15 protein-coding genes and 2 pseudogenes are annotated in these 15608 nt (G+C 69.6%); 7 read left to right on the top strand and 10 right to left on the bottom strand.

The features are described 5' to 3' along the window. Positions 1–58: 58 nt before the first annotated feature. Positions 59–556, bottom strand: a complete 498-nt coding sequence (locus G6R13_RS09410; RefSeq protein WP_036339666.1) for a DUF456 domain-containing protein — start codon at positions 554–556, stop codon at positions 59–61. 105 nt (positions 557–661) lie between these two features. Between G6R13_RS09410 and ald the strand changes: the two genes are divergently transcribed. Continuing rightward, on the top strand, positions 662–1804 hold the full coding sequence (ald, locus tag G6R13_RS09405; protein ID WP_163721496.1) for an alanine dehydrogenase: 1143 nt from the start codon (positions 662–664) through the stop codon (positions 1802–1804). A gap of 36 nt (positions 1805–1840) precedes the next feature. On the opposite strand, the gene pdxT is transcribed toward ald, so the two are convergent. From pdxT to G6R13_RS09385, 4 genes are all read right to left on the bottom strand, one after another. Further along, positions 1841–2473 (bottom strand): pyridoxal 5'-phosphate synthase glutaminase subunit PdxT, encoded by a 633-nt coding sequence (gene pdxT, locus G6R13_RS09400; protein ID WP_205521353.1) that lies wholly within the window; start codon positions 2471–2473, stop codon positions 1841–1843. Then, complete coding sequence (gene pdxS / locus G6R13_RS09395; protein ID WP_036313496.1) at positions 2470–3414, bottom strand: pyridoxal 5'-phosphate synthase lyase subunit PdxS; 945 nt, start codon at positions 3412–3414, stop codon at positions 2470–2472. Before pdxS ends, pdxT begins: the two co-directional genes overlap by 4 nt. A 115-nt stretch (positions 3415–3529) precedes the next feature. Continuing rightward, positions 3530–4015, bottom strand: coding sequence for a VTT domain-containing protein (locus tag G6R13_RS09390; RefSeq protein ID WP_041102620.1), 486 nt, complete (start codon positions 4013–4015; stop codon positions 3530–3532). A 51-nt stretch (positions 4016–4066) separates the two neighbouring features. Then, positions 4067–4912 (bottom strand): CoA ester lyase, encoded by an 846-nt coding sequence (locus G6R13_RS09385; RefSeq protein ID WP_163721494.1) that lies wholly within the window; start codon positions 4910–4912, stop codon positions 4067–4069. Between the two features lie 127 nt (positions 4913–5039). On the opposite strand from G6R13_RS09385, the gene G6R13_RS09380 reads away from it, so the two are divergent. From G6R13_RS09380 to G6R13_RS09370, 3 genes are all read left to right on the top strand, one after another. After that, the gene (locus tag G6R13_RS09380) at positions 5040–6047 is read left to right on the top strand and encodes an IS481 family transposase (protein ID WP_163721492.1); all 1008 of its coding nucleotides are present in this window, start codon (positions 5040–5042) and stop codon (positions 6045–6047) included. Positions 6048–6908: 861 nt separating this feature from the next. Then, positions 6909–8330, top strand: a complete 1422-nt coding sequence (locus G6R13_RS09375) for a hemolysin family protein (RefSeq protein WP_036337238.1) — start codon at positions 6909–6911, stop codon at positions 8328–8330. Then, positions 8330–9346, top strand: a complete 1017-nt coding sequence (locus G6R13_RS09370; protein ID WP_036337237.1) for a CNNM domain-containing protein — start codon at positions 8330–8332, stop codon at positions 9344–9346. Before G6R13_RS09375 ends, G6R13_RS09370 begins: the two co-directional genes overlap by 1 nt. Positions 9347–9799: 453 nt before the next feature. On the opposite strand, the gene G6R13_RS09365 is transcribed toward G6R13_RS09370, so the two are convergent. Further along, positions 9800–10189: a heavy metal-responsive transcriptional regulator gene (locus G6R13_RS09365; RefSeq protein ID WP_036382791.1), complete on the bottom strand. Its 390-nt coding sequence runs from the start codon at positions 10187–10189 to the stop codon at positions 9800–9802. A gap of 56 nt (positions 10190–10245) precedes the next feature. Between G6R13_RS09365 and merA the strand changes: the two genes are divergently transcribed. Beyond that, positions 10246–11709, top strand: coding sequence for a mercury(II) reductase (gene merA / locus G6R13_RS09360; protein WP_049146770.1), 1464 nt, complete (start codon positions 10246–10248; stop codon positions 11707–11709). Between the two features lie 271 nt (positions 11710–11980). Here merA and G6R13_RS12235 read toward each other — a convergent pair whose 3' ends face one another. The 3 genes from G6R13_RS12235 to G6R13_RS09350 all read right to left on the bottom strand — a co-directional run bounded on the left by G6R13_RS12235 (position 11981) and on the right by G6R13_RS09350 (position 13471). Further along, on the bottom strand, positions 11981–12121 hold the full coding sequence (locus G6R13_RS12235) for a hypothetical protein (RefSeq protein WP_165381393.1): 141 nt from the start codon (positions 12119–12121) through the stop codon (positions 11981–11983). Between the two features lie 64 nt (positions 12122–12185). Beyond that, positions 12186–13097: a cation diffusion facilitator family transporter gene (locus tag G6R13_RS09355; RefSeq protein WP_134416934.1), complete on the bottom strand. Its 912-nt coding sequence runs from the start codon at positions 13095–13097 to the stop codon at positions 12186–12188. Next, a complete protein-coding gene (locus G6R13_RS09350; protein WP_044659923.1) occupies positions 13097–13471 on the bottom strand; it encodes a metalloregulator ArsR/SmtB family transcription factor in 375 nt (124 codons plus the stop codon). The genes G6R13_RS09355 and G6R13_RS09350 overlap by 1 nt, the downstream gene beginning before the upstream one ends. Positions 13472–13549: 78 nt before the next feature. Here G6R13_RS09350 and G6R13_RS09345 point away from each other — a divergent pair. Further along, positions 13550–13684, top strand: a pseudogene (locus G6R13_RS09345) (ArsR family transcriptional regulator); the annotation flags it as partial. A 44-nt stretch (positions 13685–13728) separates the two neighbouring features. Beyond that, positions 13729–14623, top strand: a protein-coding gene (locus tag G6R13_RS09340; protein ID WP_163721490.1) for an IS5 family transposase whose coding sequence is annotated in 2 segments (ribosomal slippage) — positions 13729–14085 and positions 14087–14623 — 894 coding nt in all. Because the reading frame shifts where the segments join, the coding sequence is not laid out codon by codon here. Here G6R13_RS09340 and G6R13_RS09335 read toward each other — a convergent pair. After that, a pseudogene (locus G6R13_RS09335) lies at positions 14621–15571 on the bottom strand (MFS transporter); the annotation flags it as partial. The gene G6R13_RS09340 and the pseudogene G6R13_RS09335 sit on opposite strands and share 3 nt — an antisense overlap. Positions 15572–15608 lie beyond the last annotated feature (37 nt).

The following is a 15608-nucleotide window of genomic DNA, read 5'->3' as shown; positions in this document are numbered from 1 at the left end:
GCCGGCGAAGGGTCCGACGAGCACGCGGGGGTCCCGCCGGACGGACGGCTCCGGCGGTTCAGGCGGTGACGCCGTGCACCAGGGCGCCCACGCCCACGGCGGTCAGCGAGCCCAACGCACAGCAGAACTCCACGAGCATGCCCATGCCCATGGCCGTGAGCGCGCCGATCGAGCTGCTCAGGGCGGCCCGGGCGTCCCGGGTGCGGGCCCACTGGGAGGCGAACAGGCCGACGGCGAAGCCGAGGAACAGACCCACCACCGGGATCACGAAGAACCCGACGGCGGCGCCGGCCACCCCCCACAGGATCGGGCCGCGGGTGACGCGTTCACGTCGCAGCCGTCGGCCGGTCAGCACCGCGGACGCGCTCAGCCCCGCCACGGCGAGACCGGCCGCGATGACGCCGAACGTCCAGGACGCGGGGGAACCCAGCAGCGCGGCCCACCCGAGAGCCGTCACGAGGTTGAGCAGCGAGCCGGGCAGGACGGGGTACACGGTGCCCACCAGCCCCACCAGGAGCAGGAGCACGGCCACGAGGGAGATCAGCGCGGGAGTCACCGCACCAGTATGACGGGACGGGCACCGCGGTGACGGCGGCACCGGCGATCGCGCAGCGGCCCCCGCGCCCTCGCCGGAACAGGCCGGATCGGCTAGATTCGCCGCATGTTGGTCGCTGTGCCCACCGAAGTGAAGAACAACGAGTTCCGTGTCGCCCTGACGCAGGGCGGGGTCCAGGAGCTGGTGCGCGCGGGCCACCAGGTCCTCGTGCAGTCGGGGGCCGGCGTCGGCTCCGGCGCCTCGGACCAGGACTACCGCGACGCCGGCGCCGAACTGGTCGACGACGTCGACGAACTCTGGCGGCGCGCGGAGCTGGTCCTCAAGGTCAAGGAGCCCCAGCCGGAGGAGTACGACCGCCTGCGCCGCGGCCAGGTCCTCTTCACCTACCTGCACCTGGCCGCCTCCCCCGCGTGCACGCGGGCGATCCTGGACGCCGGCACGACCGCGATCGCCTACGAGACGGTCACCCGCGGTCGCTCCCTGCCGCTGCTGGCCCCCATGAGCCAGGTGGCCGGCCGCCTGGCCCCCGCCGCGGGCGCCTACCACCTCCTCCAGCCGCAGGGCGGCTCGGGCGTGCTGATGGGCGGCGTGCCCGGCACCCGCCGCGCCCGGGTGGCCGTGATCGGCGGAGGTGTGGCCGGCGAGGCGGCGGCCGTGATCGCCGCGGGCATGGGCGCGGACGTGACCGTCCTGGACATCTCCCTCGAGCGGCTCGCGCAGCTGGACGCCGTCCACCAGGGCCGGATCCGCACGCTGGCCTCGTCCCACCTGAACATCGGCGAGACCGTGGCGGACGCGGACCTCGTGATCGGCTCCGTGCTGATCCCCGGCGCCGCGGCCCCGAAGCTGGTGACCGCCGAGATGGTGGAGTCCATGCGGCCCGGCTCGGTGCTGGTGGACATCGCGATCGACCAGGGCGGCTGCTTCGAGAACTCGCGGGCCACCACCCACCAGGATCCGACGTACCTCGTGGGGGACAAGATCTACTACTGCGTCTCCAACATGCCCGGCGCCGTGCCGCAGACCTCCACCTCGGCCCTGACCAACGCGACGCTGCCCTACATCAAGCGCATCGCCGACCTCGGATGGCGCGCCGCGCTGGCCGCGGACGAGGGCTTCGCCGGGGGCCTCAACGCGCACGACGGCGTCCTCACCCTGCCCTCCGTCGCCACGGCCGTGGCCGACGAGCTCGGACTGGACCCCCAGAAGGACGTCCGCGTCACCTCCGAGGTCCTCGCGGAGGCCTGAGCCCCGCGCCCGTCGCGCGCCGGGCCGACCGGCCGCTCAGAGACCCGCGAGGAACGCCCGGTGGAAGGACCAGTCGCCGGTCACCTCGGGGTGGAAGGCCGTGGCGAGCAGGTGGCCCTGCCGCACGGCCACGGGCAGCCGCGCGTCGCCGTCGAGCCCCGGGTCCGCCGCGGGCACGGACAGGCGCGACGTCGGCACGCTCGCCAGGACCTCGACGCCCTCCCCCGCCTGGAGGACGGCGGGGGCGCGGATGAACACGGCGTGCACCGGCTCCGCCGCGACCGCGGGGACGTCCAGGTCCTCCTCGAACGAGTCCACCTGCGCGCCGAAGGCGTTGCGCCGCACGGCCACGTCCAGCACGCCGAGCCCGCCCTGGTCCGGCGCCGGGTTGCGGATCTCGCGGGCCAGCATGATCAGCCCCGCGCACGTGCCGTAGGCGGGCAGCCCGTCGCGGAGGGCGGCGATGAGCGGGTCCTTGAGCCCCATGATCCGGGCGAGGCGGTCCATCACGGAGGACTCGCCGCCGGGCAGCACGATGCCGTCCAGACCCTCGAGGTCCGCGGGGCGGCGCACCGGGCGCGTGCGCGCGCCGAGGGCCTCGAGCACGTGCACGTGCTCCCGCACGTCGCCCTGGAGGGCGAACACGCCGACGGTCTTCTGTGGACTCACCAGCCGCGCTCGGCCAGGCGGTGCGGGGCGGGCAGGTCGCCCACGTTGATGCCCACCATGGCCTCGCCCAGGCCGCGGGAGGCCTCGGCGACCGCCATCGGGTCGTCGAACTGGGCGGTGGCCTTGACGATGGCGCGGGCGCGCTCGGCCGGGTTGCCGGACTTGAAGATGCCGGAGCCCACGAACACGCCGTCGGCGCCCATCTGCATCATCAGGGCCGCGTCGGCCGGGGTGGCCACACCGCCGGCGGTGAACATCACGACGGGCAGGGCGCCGGTCTCGGCGACCTCGCGCACCAGCTCGTACGGCGCCTGCAGCTCCTTCGCGGCCACGTACAGCTCATCCTGGGCCAGGCCCTGGAGCTGGGCGATCTCCTTGCGGATGGTGCGGATGTGCTTCACGGCCTCGGAGACGTCGCCGGTGCCGGCCTCGCCCTTGGACCGGATCATGGCCGCGCCCTCGGTGATGCGGCGCAGGGCCTCGCCGAGGTTGGTGGCGCCGCACACGAAGGGCACGTCGAAGTCCCACTTGTCGATGTGGTTCACGTAGTCCGCCGGGGAGAGCACCTCGGACTCGTCGATGAAGTCCACCTTGAGCGCCTGCAGCACCTGGGCCTCCACGAAGTGGCCGATGCGCGCCTTGGCCATCACGGGGATGGACACTGCCTCGACGATGCCGTCGATCAGGTCGGGGTCGGACATGCGGGCCACGCCGCCCTGGGCGCGGATGTCGGCCGGGACCCGCTCGAGCGCCATGACGGCCACGGCGCCGGCGTCCTCGGCGATGCGCGCCTGCTCCGCGTTGACGACGTCCATGATCACGCCACCCTTCATCATGTCCGCCAGGCCGCGCTTGACGCGGGTCGTGCCGGTGCCGCGGGCGCCGTCGTCGGCGGCGGAGGCGGTGGAGGCGGAGAAGCTGCGGGCGCGCTCGTCGCTCATGGTGGTCCTTCCGAAGGGGTGGCGGCCCCGGCCGCGGGGCGGCTGGCCGGGGCGAAGACGCGGTCAACTCTAGTCCCCCGGCGGCGAAGCCCGGCCCGCGTCACGGACGACGACGTCACCCGGCCCCGTGCCGGCGCAGCGTGCGGCGTCGGCGCCACACGACGAACGCGGCCACGGCCGCGAGGATCAGCACGAGGGCGAGGACGCCCCGGCCCTCTCCGAGCGCCGCGCCGATGACGGCCCAGACCACGGCCATCCCGACGGTCCCGTACACCACGCCCCACAGGAACGTGCCGAGCGCGGCCGCCGGCAGGAACCGGCGCCAGGGCATGCGGGCGACGCCGGCCGAGCCGATCACCGCCGTCTGGATGCCCACCGTGAGGTAGCAGAACGGGATGGCCCACACCCCGTGGCGCTGGATGAAGCGCTGGGCGCGGACATAGACGGGCCCCTCCATCACGCGGGCGAACCAGCGGGTCCGCTCGACGCCGGAGGCCAGCCCCCGCCCGAGCGAGAACACGATCAGGGTGCGCAGGATCGCCAGCATCCAGAAGAACCCGATGGACCACAGCAGCGGCAGCCCGTCGATCCACGCCATCATGGGCGGAGCCACCCGTCGGTGCGGGGACTCATGCGCGCGCCCCGGCCGTGCTCACGCGTTCCAGAGCCCGTACGAGTCCGCGAGGTCCGCGATCTTCTGGGCGCGCAGCACGCGGGGCAGGTACGAACCGTCGCCGACGGCGGTGCCCTGCGCGTGCTTCTCGAGCAGGTCGCGGGCCCACGCGAGCTCGTCCTCGGACGGGGACATCGCCCGGTTGACCCAGTCCACCTGATCCCGGTTCAGGACGAGGCGGCCGGTCATGCCCATCGAGGCGGTGACGGCGCTGGAGTCGACGACCGCGTCCTCACCGTCCGTGTTGCCGGGCGGTCCGTCGATCGCCCCGGGCAGACCGCCCACGCGGGAGGCGATCACCATGCGGGAGCGGGCGTAGGCCATGGCCAGCGGGTCCTCACCGACGCCGACGTCCTTGCGGAAGTCGTTCACGCCGAAGGCGAGGCGGAACGTGCCCGGCGCCTTGGCCACGGCCGTGGCGTTCTCGATGCCCAGGGCGGACTCCAGCAGGGCGATCACCGGGGTGCCGGCGCGCAGACGCATCGCGGTGAACGTGACCTGCTCCGGCTCCTCGGTCTCGGCCAGCACGACGCCGCGCACGCCGTCGAGGCCCGCGAGCGCCTCGAGGTCCCGCTGCCAGTGGTCCGTGGAGGTCGCGGAGATGCGCACCCACGCCGTCATGCCGCCGGAGAGGGCGTCCACGACGTGCTGGCGGGCCGCGTCCTTCTGCTCCTCCGGCACGGCGGCCTCGAGGTCGAAGATGACGGAGTCGGCCTCGGAGGCCAGGGCGGGGGCGAACGCGTCGGGGGTGGCCGCGTTGACCAGCAGCCAGGAGCGGCTGAGCTTGGCGGGCAGGGCGGCGGCGCGACGGTTCCTCACGGGCATGGCCTCCAGCCTAGCTGTTGTGGGTCATGAGGTTCTTGACATGGGTACCGGGCTGAGATGAGACGAGTGGGCCTCTCCCGCAGGATGGAAGTTCCTACACCACCGACCTGCCCGAGAAGACCCACTCATGACTCACGCTAACGCACCCCTGACCCCGACCGGCCGTCTCAGGATGGTCCACCGCCACCTGCACGACGGGATCCCGCAGGCACACGTGGCCGCCGAGTTCCGGGTGAGCCGGCCCACGGTGGCCACTTGGGTCGCCCGCTACCGCGCCCAGGGAGAAGCCGGCCTTCAGGACCTGCCCAGCCGGCCGCACCGTTCACCTGCCCAGCTCGATCCGGTCCTGGTCGCCCAGATCCACGCCCTGCGGCGGGAGCGCAAGTGGTCCGCACGGCGCATCCATCACCACCTCGTCTCCGAGGGCCACCAGCTGTGCTTGCGCACCGTGGGACGGTGGCTGCACCGACTCGGGATCTCCCGCCTACGGGACCTGACCCCGGCCGGAGAAGACCTGCGCCAACGACCCCAGAAGATCACCGCGAGAGGGCCGGGGCACATGGTGCACCTGGATGTGAAGAAGATCGGGAAGATCCCAGACGGGGGCGGCTGGCGCACCCACGGACGTGAAAGTGAAGCAGGCCGTGCTTCCAAGCGCGGGCCTGGCCGGCGGGTCGGCTACACCTACCTGCACTCGGCGATCGACGGGTACACCCGCCTGGCCTACACCGARGCGTTGGAGGACGAGCGGGCGGCCACGACCGTGAGCTTCTACTGCCGGGCGCGGGCGTTCTTCGCCGCCCACGGCATCACCGTGGACCGGGTGATCACGGACAACGGGAACAACTATCGGGCTGCGGACTTCACCGCSAAGGTGGTCTCGCTCGGGGGCCGGCACCACCGGATCCGCCCCTACACCCCGCGCCATAACGGGAAGGTCGAACGGTACAACCGGCTGATGGTCGATGAGGTCCTCTACGCCCGCCCGTATACCTCAGAGACAGCTCGGCGTGAGGCGCTGGCCGTGTGGGTGAACCACTACAACTACCATCGGCCTCATACCTCCTGCGGGAACGCCCCGCCGGCCTCGTTGGCCCCGGCCCGAGTCAACAACGTCATGACCTCCTACACCTAGCGACCCGACCAGTCCAGCCCGGACCGCAGTCGGTCATTGTGACGGACGGGACGGCGGGGTCTTCGCCACGCGCTGCACCTGGATGCATCCTTCTTCCACGAGAGTCAGATTCCAGGGGAACCGTCTTGCAGGCCGAGACGCCCACATCACTGTCGGAGTTCTGAAAAGCCCCCCGCTGCATCAACAATCCATGTCGCTTTTTACGCAGAATAAATTACCCTCTCTTCAATTTCTGCGATTTTCCCAAGTGAGGATGATGGGATGAACCAAGGTCTGGTCAAGTGGTTGACGACCGATCGCGCGGCTTCCTCGAAAAGCGTCCGAATCAACAACGGATGGAAACGCTCGGATGGAGATCCACACCACCGCGGGTCGTCGGCATACCCCAGTGGTCGATGGGCCTGACCAAGCGGGCAAACTATTCAGGCGATGTGAGTCAATAACATTTGATAAACGCCGAGTAGATTTGGCGGACATTTCTCATGCAACTTTAAGTCTATGCGCCCGAGGATTAATTAAAAGCCAGGTAAGGTATCTTCTGGCTGACATCGAACCTGTGCGCCATCTCGGCCGTTGAGATACCCATCTCAGCAATCGCCTTCGATTGCCTCGCACGGGTACACCCGATGGGACATCGTGGCGGGCAGAGGCGGGATGCCGGCTGCGAGGCCACACCCCCATCTTGCCCTGAGACCGATTACCGGTGGTAGCGTACCGCCATTATTCATTCGACCCCTTATGGAGCCCCTGAATACATGAGCGACGGCCCAGCCGCCTGCCCTGGTGACAGTCCGAGCGTCACCCCCACCCCACCCCGCAGCTGGCGGGGTCGCCTGCACCTCGTGGGGAGGTGACTCAGGCATGGATCCAGTCCTGACACTGATCCTCGGATCCCTCATCATCCTGGCGATCATCGCCGCCAACGGCTTCTTCGTGGCCCAGGAATTCGCGTACATGTCTGTAGACCGCGTCCGCCTGCAGACCGCCGCCAAGGCCGGCGACCGCGCCGCCGCCCGCGCACTGCAGGTCACTCGCCGCACCTCCTTCATGCTCTCCGGCGCGCAGCTGGGGATCACGGTCACAGGCCTCATGGTGGGCTACGTGGCAGAGCCGATGGTGGGTGCGGCCCTGACCGAGTTGCTCGGCGGCACCGCACTGCCTTCTGAAGTGGTCATCGCCATCTCCACGCTGGGCGTACTGGTGGTGGCCACCCTGGTGCAGATGATCATCGGCGAGCTGTACCCCAAGAATTTGGCCATCGCCAACCCCGAGCCCCTGGCCCGCGCTCTGGCCCGGCCCACACAGATCTACCTCGGCCTGTTCGGCTGGCTCATCTGGGTCTTCGACAAGGCGGCCGAGGTGCTGCTCAAGCTCCTGCGCATCGAGCCAGTGCACGACGTCGACAGCACCGCCTCCGCCGAGGACCTGGACCGCATTGCCCTGGACTCCAGAGCTTCCGGATCCTTGCCCGCGGAGGTCTCCGTCCTGATCGACCGGGTGCTGGACTTCCCAGACCAGGACGTGCAGCACGCGATGGTGCCCCGCTCGCGTGTGGACGAGGTTCAGCCCCAGACCTCCCTGGCTCAGGTGCGCGACCTGATGGCCACCGGCCACACCCGCTACCCGGTGATCTCGAACGAACACGAACCGCTCGGGGTAGTCCACCTCACCGACCTGCTCGGTGAGACCCGGATGGCCCCGGACACCCCCGTGTCCGCCCTGATGCGCCCTGCACTGGTGCTGCCCACGATGATGTCCCTGCCCGACGCAGCCCGGGAGCTCGACGGCTCAGGGCAGCAGATGGCGTGCATCGTGGACGAGTTCGGCGGCTTCGTCGGCGTGCTCACAGTGGAAGACCTCGCGGAGGAGCTCGTGGGCGAGCTCACGGACGAGCACGACCTGCACCCCCAGGAGGAGATCACCGCCACAGGCCTGCACTCCTGGGTCCTGAGCGCAGAGGCCCACCTGGACGAGCTCGAGCGCCTCGTCGGGCACCCCCTGCCCGTGACCGAGGCCGAGTCCGCCGCCGGTCTGACCATCGACGCTCTGGGCCGTCTGCCCCGGGAAGGCGAGGTCATCACGATCGACCTGCCCGAGGACCCACGAGACTTCGGGGCTGAGGAGGTCTACGACCGCCACCTGCAGGTCGAGGTCCTCTCCATCCAACGCAGGGTCCCGGCTCGACTGCGGATCCACCTCATCGAGGTGCCCCGCTCTGACACCGCCGGCAGCCATGCCGCCCACGAGGCCCAGCCCGACGCCACCACGGACGAGGAGCGATGATGCACGGTCCACTGATCGTCATGCTCGTGACCACAGCGCTGATCGTGCTCAGCGCGATCTTCGTCATCATGGAGTTCTCCCTGCTGGGCGCCCGCCGGCACCGGCTAGAGGCCGAGGCAGGACGCAGCCGCGCCGCGCGGGCCGCTCTCAAGGGAGTCGACGAGCTGACCCTCATGCTCGCCGCAGCCCAGTTGGGCATCACCTTGTGCACCTTCGCCCTGGGGGCGATCACCAAGCCGGCCGTCGACGCATGGCTCGGCCCCGTCCTGGAGGACTGGGGCATCCCCGCAGCGGCAGCCGGAACCGCCTCCTTCGTCCTGTCCTTGCTGGCCGTGACCTTCCTTCACCTGGTCATCGGGGAGATGGCCCCCAAGTCCTGGGCCATTGCCCACCCCGAGACCGCAGCCAAAGCCGTGGCCGTGCCCGCACGCGCCTTCGTCTGGACCGTTCGCCCCCTGCTGCTGCTGGCCAACCGGCTGGCCAACCGCCTGGTGACCCTCAGCGGCGTCACCCCCGTGGACCAAGCCGCCGTGGGCGGCTACGACGCAGCGGCCATTCGTCAGCTGGTTGAGCACTCCGCCGCCGCCGGCACCCTGGACCGGCAGAACCATGAAGCCTTGGCCGGTGCCCTGGACCTTCAGACCCTCACTCTCGGGGACCTCCTCCCCCAGGGTCAGCACCCGGTCAAGGTCGCCCCCGACGCCGACGTCGAGGCGGTCCAGAATGCCGCTGCGTGCTCAGGGCACTTGCGTATCCTGGTCCAGCCGGACCATACCCCTGAGAGCGTTCCGGGCGTCGTCCACGTGCGGGACACCCTCACGATGGAGCCTTCTGCGCCAATCCAGCCGCTTATCCAGCAGGCTCTGACGCTGCCCTCCACCACACCGTTGCACGAAGCACTTGCCTCCATGCGCCGCAACAGCCGCCAGCTGGCCGCAGTAACCCAGGACAACCGGTTCACTGGGGTCGTCACCCTCACCGACGTCTTGCGCGGAGTGTTGCCCCGCGCGGCTTGAGTCCACACCTCGGCAACACCACCGCGGGGGCCGCTGAAACGGCCCCCGCGGTGGTGTGGACAAAGAATCAGAATCGGCACAGTGGCCTCGCCCCCCATTCCGGCCTCAATGGGCTCAGTCATGCTCCGACTCACGGGCGTGTAACGGCTAAATCGGTCGTTTGTGGCGGCTGCTCGGTGTGCCGCCCGGTGTCATGTGTGGCTTGCGCCGCTATATGGCGGGGTTCTGTCGGAGCTCAGTGGCGGCCTCCAAGCACGCGGGCAAGAGGGCGCTGCGAGTGAGGCTCACGTTCCGCAAGCCGATCCTTCACCGGGACAGCGGCCGACGGCAGGCCGGAGGAATAGGCGTCGCGATAGGGTGCACCCCGCGCAACAGAACCGTTGCGAAAGGTCTAACACCCCAACGCAACAGAGTGGGCCGCCATGCGCTGCCACGGGCCCGTGAACTTCGGTGTCACAGGTAGCGGCAGACATCCTCGGGGGAGCACGTGGCCGGGTCGCCGGCGGCGGCGTCCTCGCGCAGGTCGGCGATCGTGGTGCGTAGCTGCGCGAGCTCGGCGAGTTGCCGGTCGATCACATCAAGGCGGGTGTCGAGCAGGTCGGTGACGTGCCGGCAGGGGGCCTGCCCCCGGTCGCGGATGTCCAGCACCTGACCGATCTGGGCCAGGGTCAGCCCGGCCGCTTGCCCCCGGCGGATGAAGTCCAGCCGGTCGAGCACCTCGGCGCCGTAGTCCCGGTAGCCCGCCGGGGTGCGGTCCGCGGCGGGTAGCAGCCCGACCTCCTCGTAGTACCGCAGGGTCTTGCTCGTCGTGCCCGACGCCCGAGCCACCTCACCGATCCGCATGCCACTCATTCTCCCCCTTGACCTTCCAGTGCACTGGAAGGTCGATCCTGAGGGCGATGAAGGAGGAGTTCATGACGGCAACGGCTAACAGCAGGTCGTATGACCTGGCAATGATCGGGTTCGGTGGGGCGGCGTTCGCGGCCGCGATCCGCGCCACCAACCTCGGCAGACGGGTGGTGATGATCGAGCGTGGCACCGTCGGCGGTACCTGCGTGAACACCGGGTGCGTGCCCTCCAAGGCCTTGCTCGCGACCGCCGAGGCCCGCCACGTCACACTCGACGCCTCCCGGTTCCCCGGCCTGCCGCTCCCCGAAGTCCGGCCGGTCGACATGCCCGCCTTGATCGCCGGCAAGGATCGGCTCGTCGGGTCACTGCGTGGCGAGAAGTACCTGGACCTGGCCACCGAGTACGGATGGGATCTCCACCCCGGGGACGCCACGTTCGTCGGCACACCCAGCGAGCCGGCACTGCGCGTCACCGGCCCTGACGGCACGGTGGAGACGGTCCGGGCCGCGCACTACCTCATCGCCACCGGCTCCAGGCCCTGGGCGCCGCCGGTCCCCGGCCTGCAGGAGGCCGGTTACCTGACCTCGACCACCGCGATGGAACTGGACCACGTCCCGGAGTCGCTGCTGGTCATCGGCGGCGGCTACGTCGCGATGGAGCAGGCCCAGCTCTTCGCTCGGCTCGGCGTCCGGGTCACCATGCTGGTCCGCTCACGGCTGGCGTCCCAGGAAGAACCCGAGGCGTCCACCGCCCTGGATGAGATCTTCACGGACGAAGGCATCCAGATCATCCGCGGCGCGGTGCCCAGCGCGGTCCGCCGCGACCCGGCCACCGGCGAGGTCACGGTCACTGCCACCACCACTGACGGCTCACAGGAACTCCGGGCGGCCGAGGTACTCGTCGCCACCGGGCGCCGCCCGGTCACCGCCACGCTCGGTCTCGACACCGTCGACGTGCGCACCGGCGACCACGGCGAGGTGGTTGTCGACAGCCATCTGCGCAGCACCAACCCGCGCGTCTGGGCTGCCGGTGACGTCACCGCCCACCGTCAGTTCGTGTACGTCGCCGCGGCCCACGGCGCCCTCGTCGCCGACAACGCCCTCACCGGCGCCGGCCTCGAGGTCGACTACCGCCACCTGCCCCGGGTCGTGTTCACCAGCCCCGCCCTGGCCGCCGTCGGGATGACCGAACGGCAGGCCTCCGCTGCCGGGATCCGCTACGACAGCCGTGTCCTGTCACTCGCGCACGTCCCACGCGCGATCGTCAACCGCGACACCCGCGGGTTCATCAAGATGGTCACCGACGCCGACACCGGCCGCATCATCGGCATTACCGCCCTGGCCCAGGACGCCGGCGACCTCGCCGCCGCCGGGGTCTACATGCTCGAGGCCGGCATGACCACCAGCCAGGTCGCCAACCTCTGGAGCCCCTACCTGACCATGGCCGAAGGCCTCAAGCTCACCGCGCAGGCCTTCACCACCGACATCGCCAAGCTCTCCTGCTGCGCGGCGTGAACCTGCCCCGCACACAGGGACACCGATAGGGGACCGCCTCGCCCCGGGGCGCGAGACAAGAAAATGGGCGCCGATCAGCCCTACTTACTGGCACCCCTGCGTATCGGACCTGCAACCACCGGGGAGTTCAGTCGATGCAAGAACTCCCGTCCCAGGCCTATATCTGGACGTCTTCACGACCTCTACGTGCTCGACCCGACGAGGACAGCACTGGACGACGCGATGACCGCCTTGCGGCGCCGCCATGAGGCCGCGGTCCGTTTGGGCCGCGTCACCGCACCACCATGACCACGATCGTCACCACGTAAGCCGCGGCGACCAGACCGATCCCCAGCAGGGTGAGCACCACCCCGCGCCGGGCCGGCCGCTGGCCCTCGTCCGGCCCGGGGCCCTTGCCGTGCTTCGCGGCCATCGCGCGCTCCTAAGACGTTGCTCAAGCATGTGCGGCTCTCGCGAGCGGGCTTCCGTGCCGAGTGCTACCAGCTCAGGTCGTGACAGCCGTCGCTGCCGGCGCCCTCCACCTGCAAGGTGGCATGGGCGATACCGTAACGGTCGCGCAGCACCCGGCGCGCGCCGGCAAGCACGGCGCCGTGGTCCGCGCCCTGGTCAGCGACCAGGTGGGCCGTGGCCACGTTCATCCCCGACGTCAGGGTCCACAGGTGCAGGTCGTGGACCTCCTCCACCCCCTCGACCGCGTCCAGGTCACCGGCGACGTCCTCCGGGTCCACCCCTTCCGGGGCGTGCTGGCCCAGCACCGCGATCACCTGCCTGCCCAGAACCACCGCCCGGATGATGACGAAGACCGCGATGAGCGCCGCGACCACGACGTCCCAGATCGGCTGGCCGGTGAGAATGATCAGCACGCCGGCGACCATGACACCCACCGACCCGGCGGCGTCGGCGATCACCTCGTAGTAGGCGCCCTTGACGTTCAGGCTGTCCTTGGCCCCGCTGCGCAGCAGCAGCATGGAGATGATGTTGATCACCAGGCCGGCGAAGCCGACCGCGAGCATGGCGCCGGAGGCCACCTCCGGCGCGTCGCCCAGCCGGCTGATGGCCTCGACCACCACGTACACCCCGACCGCGAGCATCGCCAGCACCGCCAACGCCGAGGCGAACACCTCGGCCCGGTAGGAGCCATAGGTGCGTCGCCCCGTGGAGTCCGGCCGGCTCGCGATGCGCGTCGCCAGCAGCGCCGCACCCAGCACCACCACATCGGCAGCCATGTGCCCGGCATCCGACAGCAGCGCCAACGACCCCGACACCAGCCCCGCGACCAGCTCGATCAGGAAGAAGCCCGCCGTCAGGGCGAACGCCCCCGCCAGCCGCCGACGGTAGCGGCCACCGGCACGCCCGGTCGCCGGGGCATGGCTGTGTCCCGCCCCCATCAGCCCTGCCCCTCGTGGCGGGCGTGCTCACGGGAGACGTCCAGCAGCATCCGCACATGCCCGTCAGCGAGGCGGTAGTACACCATCCGCCCCTCCCGGCGGTTCTCGACCACCCCAGCGGTACGCAGCACCCGCAGCACCTGGGACACCGACGCCTCCGCGACATCGACCGACGCCGCCAGGTCACACACGCACAGCTCGCCGGCCTCCAGCAACGCATACAGCGCCCGGGCACGGCGCGGGTCCCCCAGGAGCTTGAACAGCCCGGCCAACCTGCCGGCCTCGCGCTCGTCGGGGATCCTCTCCCGGGTCAGCGCCACCTTCTCCGGATGGACGGCGGTGACCTGACACGAATCCAACGGCGTCACACTCATGCCACGACCATACACCTATGCAGATATCAGCAGCGGGAGCCACACACGAGAGGTCAGCAGGTTCTGTATGGTCAGCGCATGCTGACTATTGCTTCGCGGCTGGACGTGATGAACCGGCTGGGCCGGGCGATGGCCGACCCGACCCGCTCCCGCATCCTCATGACACTCCTCGAGGGCCCGAGCTACCCGGCGGTACTCGCCCGCGACCTAGGGCGTGTCTGAGAATAGATGCACGAGTCAGCTGAGACCCTGGGGACATGTCCCGGTTCCAGATGCTCTCCGACGCCCAATGGGAGTTGATCGCCCCGATGCTCCCGACCCGGACCGGCCGCGCCGGCAGGCCGTTCGCCGACGCCCGCACCATGGTGGAGGCGATCATCTACCGGTACCGGTGCGGAATCGCTTGGAGGGATCTGCCCGAGGTCTACGGGCCCTGGCAGACCGTGTGGACCTGGCATCGGCGCTTGGCTGAAGAGGGCACMTGGGACACGGTGCTGGCCACGCTGACCGCCGCCGCTGACGCCGAAGGCCTGATCGATTGGTCGGTCTCGGTGGACTCCACGATCGCCCGCGCCCACCAGCACGCGACGARCATCACCCGCCACACAGGGGGATGGATCGAACTACAAGAATCCGCGTGAGGAGCCGGCCGATCACGGCATCGGGCGCTCCCGTGGCGGGCTGAGCACGAAGATCCATCAGCTCGTCGATGGGACCGGRCTGCCGCTGGTCAGCCTGATCACCCCCGGCCAGGCAGGGGACTCCCCGATGCTGCTTCCTCTTCTGGCGCAGCTGCGCGTGACCCGGCCAGTAGGGCGGCCCCGGACCCGCCCCGAGGCCGTGCTGGGCGATAAGGCGTACTCCTCCCGGGCGATCCGCACCCACCTACGYGCCCGTGGGATCAAAGCGGTCATCCCCGAACCGGCCGACCAGCAGGGCCACCGCAGACGGCGCGGTGCCCGCGGCGGGCGCCCCGTCAGCCTCGACGYGGACGCCTACAAGGGCCGCAACGTCATCGAGCGTCAGTACGCTCACCTGAAGCAGTGGCGGGGTCTGGCGACCCGGTATGACAAGTACGCGATCATCTACAGGGCCGCTGTGGTCCTGAATGCTGTGATCGCATGGTCCAAACGATTGTCAGACATGCCCTAGCAGGCCTGCTTGCAGGGGGGTGAAGCCCTCGACGAGCTGGAAGCGCTGTGTGGTCGCGAGCTGGGCGCCAGCGATGGTGAACATCGCGAAGAAGGCTGCCAGAGAGCCGCCAGCGAAGGCGCGGTTGCGGAAGATGGAGAACTCGATGAGTGGTTCTTCCAATCGGCCCTGGCGTCGCACGAAGAGGACGAACCCGATGACTGCTGACGCCAGCGCCCCTGCGATCAGAACCCAGTTCTGTGGAATATGGGCCAGTTCCTTGATGACGAGCACGGTGCCCACCAGCCCGACCATCGCATAGAGGGATGAGACGAGATCCCACTTCTTCGACGGATCGGGATGGTTGTGCGGCGCGATGATTGCGGTCGCCACAAGTGCGATGGCAACAACGGGGACATTGATGAGGAAAACAGATCCCCACCAGAACCGTTCGAGAAGGGCGCCGCCGAGAATGGGTCCGAGCGCTGCCCCCGCGATCGACAGGCTCCCCCAGATGGCGATGGCGATGTTGCGCTCACGAGGATCGTCGAACGCGAGGCGGATCAGAGCAAGCGTGGCGGGCATCATCGCTGCGGCCCCCACAGCGAGGAGTGCCCTGGCGCCGATCAGGAAGGCAGGGTTGGGCGAGAATGCCGCTGCCAGTGATGCGGCACCGAAGATCCACAGGCCGACGACGAACATTCGGCGGTGGCCGATGCGATCGCCCAGTGTGCCTGCTCCCAAGAGGAGGCCAGCCATGACCAGGGGGTAGGCGTTGATGATCCACAGTGTCGAGGATCCGGACGCGCCGAGGTCTGCGGTCAACGTAGGCAAGGCGGTGTAGAGGATCGAATTGTCGAGGGTGATGAGTAGCAGGCCGGCCCCCACGGTCATGAGCAGCCACCACCGCCGCGGCGATGATCCAACGTCGTTCACTGTTGTACCCCTGTCCTCTGCCTGTAGTCGCATCAACGAAACTATACTAACAGGTTAGTAAAGTAAACGT

The sequence above is a fragment of the Micrococcus sp. Alg238-R198 genome (assembly GCF_900537135.1).
Taxonomy (GTDB): Bacteria; Actinomycetota; Actinomycetes; order Actinomycetales; family Micrococcaceae; genus Micrococcus; species Micrococcus luteus.
Note: the sequence above shows the minus strand (reverse complement) of the source record. Positions and strands in the feature narration are given on the sequence as shown.